This is a genomic window from Cellulosimicrobium sp. KWT-B, assembly GCF_002127155.1.
GTDB lineage: Bacteria > Actinomycetota > Actinomycetes > Actinomycetales > Cellulomonadaceae > Cellulosimicrobium > Cellulosimicrobium funkei.
In genome coordinates this window covers 799,103-812,026 of sequence record NZ_NEDO01000001.1, presented here as the reverse complement: position 1 = coordinate 812,026, position 12,924 = coordinate 799,103, and the positions used below count along the sequence as shown (strand labels likewise).

Genomic DNA, 12,924 nt, shown 5'->3' with positions numbered 1-12,924 from the left:
ACACGGCGTGCTCTACCTCGCGACGGGCCGTTCTACCTCGCGGCGGCGGGCCGGGTCAGGCCTCGCGGTTCTCCGAGGAGAGGAACCAGGCCTGCTTCTCCAGGTCCGCGATGATCTCGTGCAGGATGTCGGCGCTCGTCGGGTCCTCGGCGTCGACGTCGTCGTGCACGGCACGGACGACCTCGACCGTCTGCGCGATGCGCTCGACGACCGCGTCGACCGTGTCGCCGACCGACACGAGGCCGGCCGGGTACGGCGAGAGGTCCGTCGTCGTCGCGACGGTCTCGGTGCGGCCGTCGGGCACGACCTGGAGCGCGCGCATGCGCTCGGCGACGGTGTCGCTGTGCTCGCGCGCGGCGTCCACGACGTCGTCGAGCTGGAGGTGCAGGTCGCGGAACCCGCGGCCCGTGACGTTCCAGTGGGCCTGCTTGCCCTGGACGTGCAGGTCGACGAGCGCGACGAGCACGCGCTGCAGGTGGGCGCGGAGCTTCTCCGACGCCTCGAAGCGGGCCGTCGTGCGGTGGATGGTGGGTGCGGACATGGTGCTCCTCGCTCTCTCGGGGGTCGCCCGGAATCGTGCGGCGGTCACCCGGCTTCCGTCGGTGCCGTTCACTTGAACCATTCCAGACTAGGGGGCATTCCGCGCGCCCGCCAGCAAGGAGAGGCGTGCCTGACCTGCGACGGGACGCGTCGCGCAGCCCGGCGTGTCACGTCCTCTCGCCAGGTGAGAGGACGGCGTCCGCCCTTGCCCCCGGCGGCGCGCGGTGGTCCGCTGGGGCCATGACCGACACCTCCCGGACCCCCGCCCCCGGCACCCTCCCGTCGCGCACGCTCGGCACCGGCGGGGCGGCGCTCGCCGTCTCCGCCGTCGGGTTCGGCGGCATGTCCGTCACCGACGCCTACGGCCCCGCGGACGCCGCGGAGGCCGAGGCCGTGCTGCGCCGCGCGCTCGAGCTCGGCGTGACCCTCTTCGACACGGCCGACGTCTACGGCCACGGCCGCAACGAGGAGCTGTTCGGCCGGGTCCTCGGGCCGCACCGGGACGAGATCGTCCTCGCGTCGAAGTTCGGGCTCCCGCCCGCGGGCGGCCACCCCGACGGGCGTCCGGTCGACGGCCGACCCGAGTACGTCCGTGCCGCGGTCGACGCGAGCCTGCGCCGCCTCGGCACCGACCGCCTCGACCTGTACTACCTGCACCGTGTCGACCCCCAGGTGCCGATCGAGGACACGGTCGGCGCGCTCGCCGGCCTCGTGGAGGCCGGGAAGGTCCGCGGCATCGGTCTCTCGGAGCCGTCCGCCGCGACCGTGCGCCGCGCGCACGCCGTGCACCCCGTGACGGCCGTGCAGAGCGAGTACTCGCTGTGGACGCGCGACCCGGAGGACGAGGTGCTGCCGACGCTGCGCGAGCTCGGGGTCGGCTTCGTGCCCTTCTCGCCGCTCGGCCGGGGCATCCTCACCGGGACCGTGGACGCCACCGACGGCTTCGCGGAGGACGACGTGCGCCGCGCCCACGCCCGGTACGCCGGTGAGGCGTTCGAGCACAACCGCGGCCTCGTGCGCTCCCTGGAGCAGCTCGCCGCGGAGCGCGGCGTCACGACGGCGCAGCTCGCGCTCGCGTGGCTCCTCGCGCAGGGCGACGACGTCGTCCCGATCCCGGGGACGAAGCGCGTCGCGTACCTGGAGCAGAACGTCGCGGCGGCCGCGGTCGAGCTCACGCCGGACGACGTCGCGACGATCGGCGCGGCGATCCCGCGCGCGGCCGTCCAGGGCGTGCGGCACCCGCAGCCGGACCTCCTCGACGGCTGACCCGCCGCGCGGGCGGCGGCGAGGACAAGGGGCCCCCACCCTGCCTCGCGGGGCCGGGGAGACCTAGACTGGAGAGGTCCTGTGGGTCTCCCCGCGCAGAGGTCGGCTCCGATGTCGTGGCTGCTCATGATCTGGTGTGCGACGGCGTGCACGGCCGCCGCCGCGTGGTGGGTGCTGCGCCGGGCCGGGCGACCTCCGAGCCACCGGGCAGGCGGGCGCCGTCGTGCCGCCGCGGCACCGGACCCGCTCACGACGCTCGCGCTCCAGGTGCGGCTCACCGCGCTCGCCGCGGAGCTCCGGCGCATCGAGGCCGACCCGGACGTCTACGCGCGCGCCCACCACTACCTCGCGGTCCAGGGCGCCTACGACGCGCTGCTGCGCGAGGCCTGCCGGCTCACGGGGCTCCCGGTCGCGGACGCGCCCCTGCGCGCGGGCTTCCGCACCGGCGACGACGAGCGGTTCCGCGAGGAACTCGAGCTCAGCGCGCGCGGCTGGAGCTGGTGACGGACCACCCGTGAGGGGCGGCACGGGACGGGCGAGGGGCCCGACGGCGGGACGTCCGCCGTCGGGCCCCTCGCCCGTCGTGCGCTCAGAGCGCGGAGTGGTCGCCGATCCGGTGGTAGGTGCGGTCGTGGTAGACGAGCGGCGACGCCACCGACCCGCGTGGTGCCCCGGGCGCGGCGCCGACGCTCGACGCGAGCGCGCGCAGCGAGACGAGGTACGAGTCACCCACCGGGGTGCGCTGGACGACCCGCCCGCGCACCCACGACAGCGCGCCGTCGATCACGGGCTCGCCCGTCGGCAGGCGCGACCAGCCGCCGTCCGCGAACCGGTCGATGCCGCTCGTCGCGAACCGGGCCGAGACGTCGTCCTGGTGGTCCGCGAGGAAGCTCACGGTCAGCGTGCGCGCCGTCGAGACCGCGGGCCACGACGACGACGTGGACGCGAGCGAGAACGCGAGCAGCGGGGGCGCGGCCGAGACGGAGATGACCGACGTCGCGGTGAAGCCGACGAGGCGGTCACCATGCTCGAGCGCGACGACGGCGACGCCCGCGGGGTGGCCGCGGAACACGGCCTTGTACTCGTCGGGGGAGAGCTGGGGCTCGTCCTGCTCGGCCAGGAGGGCCTCCAGGTGGGTGAGCTCGGCGGTCATCGGGCCACCCCCGCGAACGCGTCGGCGACGGCTGCGTCGGTGCGGGCCGACGGGCGGTGGTCCTCCGCCGGGGGGAGCGGTGCCGTGGCGCGGCGCAGGGCGTCGCCCGCGCGCGCGAGCCACGCGTCCACGACCGGTCCCAGGTCCGCGAGCTGCGGCTCGGTGACCGTGAGCGACCGGGTCGGGACGACGGCGCCGAGCTCGACGAGTACGGGCCGCAGGTGCACCTCCCCGACGAGCGCGTGCGCCGGGTTCCCGGACACGACGAGCGGGACCACGACGACGCCCGCGAGCCCGTCGGGGCCGTAGAGGTCGAGGAAGGCCTTGAGCAGCCCGGTGTACGACGCCTTGTAGACCGGCGTCGCCACGACGGCGACGGTCGCCCGGGCGAGCTGCTCACGGGCGGCGTCGGCCGCCGGGTGGTCGGCGGCGAGCACCTCGCCGGCGAGCGACGCCAGGTCGACCGTGGCGACGTCGGCCGCGCCGAGGAGGTCGGCGACGCGGCGCGCGACCGTCTCGGCGGCGCCGAGCGTCCGCGAGCCGGGCCGCGGGTTGCCCGAGACGGCGAGCACCGTCGGGTGGGTGGGGTGGTGGGTCATGTGCACCTCGCAGTAGTCGTCGATCACGCTTGCCGTGCGGGCCGTCCTCGCCGGTGGCGGGGCAGGCCGGGCCCGGCCTGGTCATCTCCCGGAGCACCCCGCCGTGACAGGGGGTTGCCGGCCAGCGAGCCGGGGCTTGGCGCTGGCGCTCGTGACCTGGGGACGGGTATAGCAACCGCCCCGGGAAACTGCACCGGATCGGTAGGGTTTCTCAGTGGGTGGACGGATGTGTCGTCGTCGGTGACTCCTGTGCCGCCCCGTGCGGTCGCTCGTGCGCTGCGGCCGCCCGTGCCGGTGCGCGCGGAGTGAGACGGTGTGACGGGAGCTTCTGGCACAGGCGTACCGTCAGCAGGAGTTCCGCCCGCGTCAGACGAGGAGTACCCATGGACAGCCGACTGCAGTCCGTCTACGACGAGGTCCTGCGTCGCAACCCCGGCGAGGCCGAGTTCCACCAGGCCGTGCGCGAGGTCTTCGACTCGCTCGGCCCCGTGCTGCGCAAGCACCCGCGCTACGTCGAGGCCGCCGTCCTCGAGCGCGTGTGCGAGCCGGAGCGCCAGATCATCTTCCGGGTCCCGTGGGTGGACGACACCGGGCGCGTGCAGATCAACCGCGGCTTCCGCGTCGAGTTCAACTCCGCGCTCGGCCCGTACAAGGGCGGCCTGCGGTTCCACCCGTCGGTCTACCTGGGCATCGTGAAGTTTCTCGGCTTCGAGCAGATCTTCAAGAACTCGCTCACGGGCATGCCCATCGGCGGCGGCAAGGGCGGCTCCGACTTCGACCCGCGCGGGCGGTCCGACGGCGAGGTCATGCGGTTCTGCCAGTCGTTCATGACCGAGCTCTACCGGCACATCGGCGAGAACACGGACGTCCCCGCGGGCGACATCGGCGTGGGTGGCCGCGAGATCGGCTACCTCTTCGGGCAGTACAAGCGCATCACCAACCGGTACGAGTCCGGCGTCCTCACGGGCAAGGGCATCTCGTGGGGCGGCTCGCTCGTCCGCACGGAGGCCACGGGCTACGGCACGGTCCTCTTCGCGCAGAACATGCTGGAGACGCGCGGGCAGGAGCTCGACGGGCGCCGCGTCGTCGTCTCGGGCTCGGGCAACGTCGCGATCTACGCGACGGCCAAGGCGCAGCAGCTCGGCGCGAACGTGGTCGCGTTCTCCGACTCGTCGGGCTACGTCGTCGACGAGGCCGGGGTCGACCTCGAGCTCCTGCGCCAGATCAAGGAGGTCGAGCGCGGGCGCGTCGCCGACTACGCCGCGCGCCGCCCCGGGGCCCGCGTCGTCACCGACGGGTCCATCTGGGACGTGCCGTGCGACGTCGCGCTCCCGTGCGCGACGCAGAACGAGCTCGACGAGGCGGCGGCCAAGCAGCTCGTCGCGAACGGCGTCGTCGCGGTCGCGGAGGGCGCCAACATGCCCACGACGCCGAGCGCCGTCGCGCTGCTCCAGGAGGCGGGCGTCCTCTTCGCGCCGGGCAAGGCCGCCAACGCGGGCGGCGTCGCGACGTCGGCCCTCGAGATGCAGCAGAACGCGTCGCGCGACGCGTGGTCCTTCGAGTACACCGAGGACCGCCTCGCGCAGATCATGGCGGGCATCCACGACCGCTGCGTCGAGACGGCCGACGAGTACGGCACGCCCGGCAACTACGTGCTCGGCGCCAACATCGCGGGCTTCACCAAGGTCGCCGACGCGATCCTCGCGCTCGGCGTCATCTGACCCGAGCCGCACGACGAGGGCCGTCGGTGCCCCGCGCAGAGCGGTGGCACCGGCGGCCGTCGTGCGCGCGGGAAATGCCTCCGACCGGGAGGGTCCGGGCGCCTAGGGTGGCCGGATGGCGACGGTCAGGCAGGTCCAGGTCACGTTCGACTGCGCGCAGCCACGGCGCGTCGCCCGGTTCTGGTGCGAGGTGCTGGGCTACGTCCCGGCGTCGCCCCCGGAGGGCTTCACCACCTGGGACGACGCCGAGGCCTCCCTCCCGGCCGAGGAGCGGGACGCGTGGTCCGCGTGCAGCGACCCCACCGGGGCCGGCCCGCGCCTGTACTTCCAGCGCGTCCCCGAGGGCAAGGTCGTCAAGAACCGCGTGCACCTCGACGTGCGTGCCGGCACCGGGCTCGTGGGCGCCGAGCGCCTCGCCGCGCTCGAGGCCGAGCGCGACCGGCTCGTCGCGCTCGGCGCGACGTGCGTGCGCGTGATGGTCGCCGACGAGGAGAACGAGTCCTGCATCGTCATGCAGGACGTCGAGGGCAACGAGTTCTGCCTGGACTGACCGCCGGCCCGACCCGCGCCCCGCCCGGCGTCGTCTACCCTGGCCGACGGCCGTCGTCGTGCGGGTCGCGCGACGCGACGGCCGCCGGACCGGACGACGGGAGAGCGCCATGACGACCACCCACCCCGAGGGTGCCGCGGCGCCCGCGGCCCGCGCCGTGGCCCTCGAGCTCGCCGTCCAGGACCCCGACGGCGTCCGCGTGGCCGGGGCCGTGCGTGCGCACCGGGTCGAGCTGTGCGTCGGGCTCGGCGCGACGGGCGGGCTCACGCCCAGCGCCGGGCTCGTCGAGGCCGCGGTCGCCGCCGCGGCGGAGGCCGACGGCCCCGGGCCGCGCGTCGAGGTGCACGTGCTCGTGCGCCCGCGCCCGGGCGGCTTCGTCCTCACGCCCACCGACCTCGACGTCCAGGTGCGCGACGTCCGGGCCGCGGTGGCGGCCGGGGCGCGCGGCGTCGTCGTGGGTGCGCTCACCCCGGACGGCCTGGTCGACGTCGGCGCCGTCCGCGCCCTCGTGGACGCCGCCGACGGGCGCGAGGTCACGTTCCACCGCGCCGTCGACGTCGTCGCCGACCCGCTCGCCGCGCTCGACGCGCTCTCCGGGGCCGGGGTCGTGCGCGTGCTCACGTCGGGCGGTGCGTCGCGCAGCATCGACGGCACCGACCGGCTGCGCGCCATGGCGGCGCACGCTCGCGACGCGCTCGGCGGCCGTGTGCAGGTCATGGCCGGCGGGGGAGTGCGGCCGCAGGACGTCGGGGCCCTGGTGGCCGCCGGCGTGGACGCCGTGCACCTCTCGGCCAAGCGCGTCGTCGCGGACGACGCCGGGCCGGGTGGCGGCGGCGACGCGGGCTACGAGGTCACCGACCCCGAGGTCGCCCGTGCCGCGCGCACCGCGCTGGACGCCGCTCGCTGACCCTGCCCCGGCCAGCTGGCGGCGCTGCCGCCGTCCCGCCGCCGGCCCCGTCCCCGGCCCCGTCCCCGGCCGCTCGCGCCAGCGCCGCCTGCTGCGCCCGCACGACGCGCTGCCCGCCACGTCCTGCGGCGCCCGGACCGGCCGTGGGCAGCCCCACCCCTTCCTGACCGTCCTCGGCACCTCGGCCGGACCCCGCTCCACGGGGTCCGGCCGCACCGGTTCCGTGGCGATCCTGGTATCGATGTCTCAGTTAGGTAACTTTCCTGTCGTATTCGTAGGAGGGCCCGTGGCTATTAGTTAGTGTTCCTGCCACACGCCTGCGGGCGCCGAAGTACGACGTGAGGACGCGTCGTCCATGCGAAAGGACCGAAGATGATTCGAAGCACGGCGCGCAAGCGTCTGCTCACGGCGGCGGCGCTCGTGACGGGCGTCTCGCTGCTCGCGAGCGCCTGCACCGGCGGGGGCAATGGCGAGGGCGAGGGCAACGGCGGCGAGGCCCGTGTCCTCAACGTCTGGGCCGGCACCCAGACGCCCATGGTCGCGAACTTCAACCCGTACGCGCCCAACCCGCTGCACGTGACGAACGGCGGCATCTACGAGCCGCTGTTCTTCTACAACCGCGCCGAGGCCGGCGACCCGACGCCCCGCCTGGGCGAGTCCTACGAGTGGAGCGAGGACGGCACCGAGCTGACCGTCAAGATCCGCGAGGGCGTGAAGTGGTCCGACGGCGAGGACTTCACGGTCGAGGACGTCATCTTCTCGTACACCAACGAGGCGGCGAAGCGCGACTACCTGAACACGATCGAGAAGGTCGACGAGTCGACCGTCAAGTTCACGTTCAACGGCGCGCAGTTCACGAGCGCCGTGCAGATCCTCGGCACCACGCTCATGGTCCCCGAGCACCTCTTCAAGGAGGTGTCGGACCTCATCACGTACACGAACGAGGAGCCCGTCGGCACCGGCCCGTTCACGCTCGACACCATCACGAACGCGACCTACACCGTCGTCCCGAACGAGGACTACTGGGGCGGCGAGCCGAAGCTCGAGAAGGTCCGCTTCCTCGCGCTCGACAAGAACCAGAGCGCCCAGGACCTCCTCGCCACCGGCAAGATCGACTGGACCACGATGTTCATCGCGGACCCGGACACGGTCACCGGCGGCGGCCAGGTCTCGCTGCTCAACACCCCGCAGGACCCGACCACGATCATGTCGTGCTCGAACGCGGCGCTCGGCTGCGCGGGCCCGCAGACGGACCTCGCCGTCCGCCAGGCGGTCAACCTGCTCGTCGACCGCGGCGAGATCAACGAGAAGGCGTTCTCGGGGCACGCGGCCGTCGCGTCGCCGTCGCTCGCGCTCCTCGGTCGTGACGACCGCTGGATCTCCTCGGAGATCGAGAAGGAGAGCCCGCAGGAGGGCGACCCGGCCGAGGCGGCCAAGGTCCTCGAGGCGGCCGGCTACACCAAGGGTGCCGACGGCATCTTCGAGAAGGACGGCCAGAAGCTCTCGGTCGACCTCATCTCGGTCGACGGCTGGAGCGACCACAACGCGGCCGGTGACCTCATCGCGCAGCAGGCGCTCGAGGCGGGCGTGCAGATCAACCACGTGAAGATCACGCAGCAGGAGATGTCCGACGCCCGGACCAGCGGCAACTACCAGATGATGATCAGCGGCATCACGGGCACCTCGCTCGACGACCCGTTCGCCATCTACCGCCAGTGGCTCACGACCGAGTACACGACGCCGGTGGGCGAGACCATCGAGGCCGGCCGCTTCAACTTCCCGCGCTACTCGAACCCGCTCGTCGACGAGGCCGTGGCCACCGCCGCCGGCACCAACGACGAGGACGCGAAGAAGGCCGCGTACGCCACGGTGCAGAAGGAGATCGCCCGCGACCTCCCCTACATCGCCCTCGTCGTGAACCCGACCATGTCGTTCGTCAACACGAAGGACTACGCCGGCTGGCCGTCCGAGGACGACATGTACGCCTTCCCGCCGTCGTGGGCCACGATCAGCAACGGCGTGATCCTCTCCCAGCTCGAGCCCGCGAGCTGATGTCGCACTGCCGAAGAGGAGCTCGGGTGAACGAGGAGTCAGTCGCATGAGGTACTACGCACGGCGGATCACGTTCTACGTGGTCACCTTCTGGGCCGCCGTCTCGCTCAACTTCCTCCTGCCGCGGGCGATCCCTGGTGACCCCAAGCAGATCTACCTCGACACCATGCTCCGGAAGAACGGCGAGCTGACCCCTGGTCTCATCCAGAGCGTCGACGTCCTCTTCGGCAGTGACGACGCCTCCCTGTGGGAGCAGTACCTCGCGTACTGGAAGAACATCTTCACGGGTGACCTGGGTACGTCGGTCCTGTACTTCCCGGCACCCGTGAGCCAGCTGCTCGGCGAGGCCCTCCCTTGGACGGTGGGCCTCGTCGGGCTGGCGACGATCATCGCGTTCCTCCTCGGCGTCGGCCTCGGCGCGTGGGTCGGCTGGAAGCGCGGTACCTGGGTCGACCACATCATCCCCGCGTCGACCTTCCTCCAGGCGGTGCCGTACTTCTGGCTCGCCCTGGTCCTCATCTCGATCTTCTCGGTGTCGCTCGGCTGGTTCCCCATCGTGGGCGCGTACGACATCTTCGAGTTCGACAGCGGTCCCGAGTGGTCGTGGGACTTCGTGGGCAGCGTGATCTACCACGGCACCCTCCCGGCCGTGACGATCATCCTGTCCGCGATGGGCGGCTGGCTCCTCGGGATGCGCAACATGATGGTCTCGACCACCGCCGAGGACTACGTCACGACGGCCGAGGCCAAGGGCCTGCGCCCCTTCCGGGTCGCGCTGACGTACGCGACGCGGAACGCGGTCCTGCCGTCGGTCACGGGCTTCGGCATCGCGCTCGGCTTCGTCGTCGCCGGGTCGGTGGTCATGGAGCAGGCCTTCAGCTACCCCGGCATCGGCAAGCTGCTCTTCACCGCGGTCCAGGCGAAGGACTACGCGCTCATGCAGGGCGCCTTCCTCGTGATCACCGTGGTGGTGCTCGCGGCGAACTTCCTCATGGACCTGATCAACGGCATCATCGACCCGAGGACGCGGAACAATGGCTGACCCCACCCGTGATGCCGAGACCGTGACGCCTGCGGCGGACGCCGCCCCCGCCGCCTCCGTGGTGGTGGACGGCCTGCCGCCCGAGAACCGGACCGCCGGCATCGTGCCGGACGTGCCCATCGCCCCGCCCGAGGCCGTCGTCGCGGGCGAGCCCGTCCCGGAGAGCTCCGCGCCGAAGCGCGGTATCCGGGCGATGCTCCCGCGCCGCTCGGGCAAGCTCGTCGTCGGCCTCGTGCTGACGCTCGGGATCGTGCTCTTCTCCGTCGTGACGCCGCTGTTCAGCCAGAGCCCGCGGGCGACATCGAACCCGGCGTACCTGCCGCCGAGCACCGAGCACCTGCTCGGCACGAACAACATCGGCGTCGACATCTTCGCCCAGGTCGCGCACGGAGGCCTCGGCTCGCTGACGGTCGGCCTCCTCGCGGGCGTGATCGCGATGGTCCTCTCGCTCCTGTTCGGCATCCTCGCCGGCTACGTCGGGGGCTGGACGAACGAGGTCCTGTCCTTCGTCACGAACATCATGCTCGTGATCCCCGGGCTCCCCCTGATCATCGTGATCTCGGCCTACCTGGAGTCCCGCTCGCTCTTCCTCGTCGCCCTGATCCTCGGCATCACCGGCTGGGCGGGCGCGGCGATCGTGCTGCGGGCGCAGGCCCGGTCGCTGCGGAGCCGGGACTACGTCTACGCGGCCAAGGTCGCGGGCGAGAAGGCGCCGCGCATCATCCTCGTCGAGATCCTGCCGAACCTCCTGCCGCTCCTCACGGCGAACTTCCTGGGCGCCGTGCTGCTCGCGATCCTCAGCGAGGCCGGTCTCTCGTACCTCGGCCTCGGGCCGTCGGGGTCGGTCACCTGGGGCACGATCCTCAACGAGGCCAGCACGCAGAACGCGATGGCCTACGGACGCTGGTGGTGGTTCGTGCCGCCGGGCCTCCTCATCGCGCTGTTCGGGTGCGGGCTCGCGCTCATCAACTTCAGCATCGACGAGATCATCAACCCGAGGCTCCGGACGGCGCCCGCCGCGGTCAAGAACGTCCGGCTCGCCCGCAAGCAGCGCGCGAAGCGTGCGGCGGCGACCGCGCCGGCCGCCGGCGCTGCCGCCACGGCAGACGGCCCGGCGAGCACCCCGGCCCGAGACGACGAGAAGGTCCAGTCATGAGCACACCGACCCTCACCGCGAAGGCCGCGGGCGACTTCGGGGCCCCGCCCGGCGCGATCCCGGTGCTCACGGCGCGGAACGTCTCGATCGAGTACCAGGTGAACCCGGTCGTGCAGGCCGTGAAGGACGTGTCCCTGACCCTGCACCGGGGCGAGATCCTCGGCCTCGCGGGCGAGTCCGGCTGCGGCAAGACGACCCTCGCGTACGGGCTCAACCAGCTCCTCAAGCCGCCGGCGCTGCGCACGAGCGGGGAGATCGTCCTCCACGACAAGGACGGCGACGACATCGACGTCGCAGCCCTGTCCGGGGACTCGCTGCGGGCGTTCCGCTGGGACAAGGTCTCGATGGTCTTCCAGGGGGCGATGAACTCCCTCAACCCCGTGATCAGCATCAAGGCCCAGCTGTTCGACGTCTTCGCGACGCACCGCCCGGGGATGTCCGCGAAGGACAAGCTCGAGCGCAGCCGTGAGCTGCTGGAGCTCGTCGGCGTCGACCCGAACCGGCTCGACAGCTACGCGCACGAGCTCTCCGGCGGCATGCGCCAGCGCGTGATGATCGCGATGGCCCTCGCGCTCCAGCCGCAGGTCATGATCATGGACGAGCCGACGACGGCGCTCGACGTCGTCGTCCAGCGGGGCATCCTGCGCGAGATCATGCGGCTGCGCGAGCAGTTCGACTTCGCCGTCGTCTTCATCACGCACGACCTGCCGCTGCTGCTGGAGATCAGCGACCGGATCGCGGTCATGCTCCGCGGCGAGATCGTCGAGCTCAACACGGCCGAGGAGATCTACAACGCGCCCGCGCACGAGTACACGCGCCGCCTGCTCGGGTCGTTCCCGAGCCTGACGGGCGACCGGGGCGGGTTCGTCCGGTCCGGCGAGGACACCGCCGACAGCACGGGAGGGGTGGCCTGATGGGCACGCTCGAGATCCGGAACCTCACCAAGGACTTCGTCATCCGCAACGGGTGGAAGCGGTCGCGGCTGCGCGCGGTGAACGACGTGTCGTTCACGCTCGAGCCGGGCAAGACGATCGCCATCGTCGGTGAGTCGGGCTCCGGGAAGTCGACCGTCGCGCGGATGATCGCGAAGCTCGAGACGCCGACGTCCGGCGAGATCCTGCTCGACGGGGTCCCGTCCGCCCGGCACGGCCGCGCTCTGTCCGCTTACCGGCACGACGTCCAGATGGTGTTCCAGGACCCGTTCGCGTCGCTCAACCCGTTCCACTCGATCCGCCACCACCTGGAGCGGCCGCTGCGGATCCACGGGCTCGCGAAGACAGCCGCCGAGCTCGACGCGGCCGTCGACGAGCTCCTCACCCGCGTCAACCTCACGCCCCCGAGGACGTTCGCGGAGAAGCGTCCGCACGAGATGTCGGGAGGCCAGCGCCAGCGCGTCGCGATCGCCCGCGCGCTCGCGCCCGGCTCGCGGTTCCTCGTCGCGGACGAGCCCGTGTCGATGCTCGACGTGTCGATCCGGCTCGGGGTGCTCAACCTCCTGGCGCGCCTGCAGCGCGAGGAGAACCTCGGCGTCCTCTACATCACGCACGACCTCGCGACGGCGCGGCACTTCAGCGACGAGATCCTCGTGATGTTCCGCGGGAACGTCGTCGAGCGCGGGCCGTCGGACCAGGTCATCCTCGACCCGCGGCACGAGTACACGAAGCTGCTCCTCGGGGCGGCGCCGGAGCCGCAGAACCACGGCCGCCTCCGCGAGGAGGTGCGCCGCGAGCTCGCCGCGGCCGCGGCGGGCGGGGGCGACGCCGTCGTCCGCGACCGCTTCGGCACGCGCGGCATGTGAGACGGGCGTCGCCCGTCCCCTCATCGTCCGGGCAGCGGGGGTTGCCCGGCGGCACGCGTCGGTGGTGACGCGTGCGCGTCGCGCGGGCCAGGTCAGTCGGACGCCCTGGCCCGCGCGCTCGCCCCGTCCGTCGTCGTCCG

General features: G+C 72.6%; 13 protein-coding genes and 1 riboswitch. Of the genes, 10 read left to right on the top strand and 3 right to left on the bottom strand.

The window, feature by feature from the left end:
- Nucleotides 1–55: 55 nt before the first annotated feature.
- On the bottom strand, nucleotides 56–541 hold the full coding sequence (locus tag B9L22_RS03515; RefSeq protein WP_051028364.1) for a Dps family protein: 486 nt from the start codon (nucleotides 539–541) through the stop codon (nucleotides 56–58).
- A gap of 239 nt (nucleotides 542–780) precedes the next feature.
- Here B9L22_RS03515 and B9L22_RS03510 point away from each other — a divergent pair, with 239 nt between their 5' ends.
- A complete protein-coding gene (locus B9L22_RS03510) occupies nucleotides 781–1,806 on the top strand; it encodes an aldo/keto reductase (RefSeq protein WP_086149215.1) in 1,026 nt (341 codons plus the stop codon).
- A 111-nt stretch (nucleotides 1,807–1,917) separates the two neighbouring features.
- Nucleotides 1,918–2,310 carry a hypothetical protein gene (locus tag B9L22_RS03505; protein ID WP_228074943.1) on the top strand — a complete coding sequence of 131 codons (393 nt, stop codon included), beginning with the start codon at nucleotides 1,918–1,920 and terminating at the stop codon, nucleotides 2,308–2,310.
- Nucleotides 2,311–2,395: 85 nt separating this feature from the next.
- On the opposite strand, the gene B9L22_RS03500 is transcribed toward B9L22_RS03505, so the two are convergent.
- Complete coding sequence (locus B9L22_RS03500) at nucleotides 2,396–2,959, bottom strand: flavin reductase family protein (RefSeq protein ID WP_086149214.1); 564 nt, start codon at nucleotides 2,957–2,959, stop codon at nucleotides 2,396–2,398.
- Entirely contained in the window at nucleotides 2,956–3,558 is a 603-nt protein-coding gene (locus B9L22_RS03495) for an NADPH-dependent FMN reductase (protein WP_086149648.1), read from the bottom strand. The genes B9L22_RS03500 and B9L22_RS03495 overlap by 4 nt, the downstream gene beginning before the upstream one ends.
- Nucleotides 3,559–3,612: 54 nt before the next feature.
- A riboswitch (SAM riboswitch) is annotated at nucleotides 3,613–3,715 on the bottom strand.
- A 226-nt stretch (nucleotides 3,716–3,941) separates the two neighbouring features.
- Between B9L22_RS03495 and gdhA the strand changes: the two genes are divergently transcribed.
- The 8 genes from gdhA (at nucleotide 3,942) to B9L22_RS03455 (ending at nucleotide 12,784) form a co-directional block, all read left to right on the top strand.
- Entirely contained in the window at nucleotides 3,942–5,279 is a 1,338-nt protein-coding gene (gene gdhA / locus B9L22_RS03490; RefSeq protein WP_021482903.1) for an NADP-specific glutamate dehydrogenase, read from the top strand.
- A gap of 115 nt (nucleotides 5,280–5,394) precedes the next feature.
- Nucleotides 5,395–5,829, top strand: coding sequence for a VOC family protein (locus B9L22_RS03485; protein WP_086149213.1), 435 nt, complete (start codon nucleotides 5,395–5,397; stop codon nucleotides 5,827–5,829).
- 109 nt (nucleotides 5,830–5,938) lie between these two features.
- Nucleotides 5,939–6,736: a copper homeostasis protein CutC gene (locus tag B9L22_RS03480; RefSeq protein ID WP_086149212.1), complete on the top strand. Its 798-nt coding sequence runs from the start codon at nucleotides 5,939–5,941 to the stop codon at nucleotides 6,734–6,736.
- Between the two features lie 372 nt (nucleotides 6,737–7,108).
- Complete coding sequence (locus B9L22_RS03475; RefSeq protein WP_086149211.1) at nucleotides 7,109–8,788, top strand: ABC transporter substrate-binding protein; 1,680 nt, start codon at nucleotides 7,109–7,111, stop codon at nucleotides 8,786–8,788.
- Between the two features lie 46 nt (nucleotides 8,789–8,834).
- Nucleotides 8,835–9,830 (top strand): ABC transporter permease, encoded by a 996-nt coding sequence (locus B9L22_RS03470; protein ID WP_086149210.1) that lies wholly within the window; start codon nucleotides 8,835–8,837, stop codon nucleotides 9,828–9,830.
- The gene (locus tag B9L22_RS03465) at nucleotides 9,823–10,986 is read left to right on the top strand and encodes an ABC transporter permease (protein WP_086149209.1); all 1,164 of its coding nucleotides are present in this window, start codon (nucleotides 9,823–9,825) and stop codon (nucleotides 10,984–10,986) included. The genes B9L22_RS03470 and B9L22_RS03465 overlap by 8 nt, the downstream gene beginning before the upstream one ends.
- Nucleotides 10,983–11,900 (top strand): ABC transporter ATP-binding protein, encoded by a 918-nt coding sequence (locus tag B9L22_RS03460; protein WP_021483201.1) that lies wholly within the window; start codon nucleotides 10,983–10,985, stop codon nucleotides 11,898–11,900. Before B9L22_RS03465 ends, B9L22_RS03460 begins: the two co-directional genes overlap by 4 nt.
- Entirely contained in the window at nucleotides 11,900–12,784 is an 885-nt protein-coding gene (locus B9L22_RS03455) for an ABC transporter ATP-binding protein (protein WP_086149208.1), read from the top strand. The genes B9L22_RS03460 and B9L22_RS03455 overlap by 1 nt, the downstream gene beginning before the upstream one ends.
- Nucleotides 12,785–12,924 lie beyond the last annotated feature (140 nt).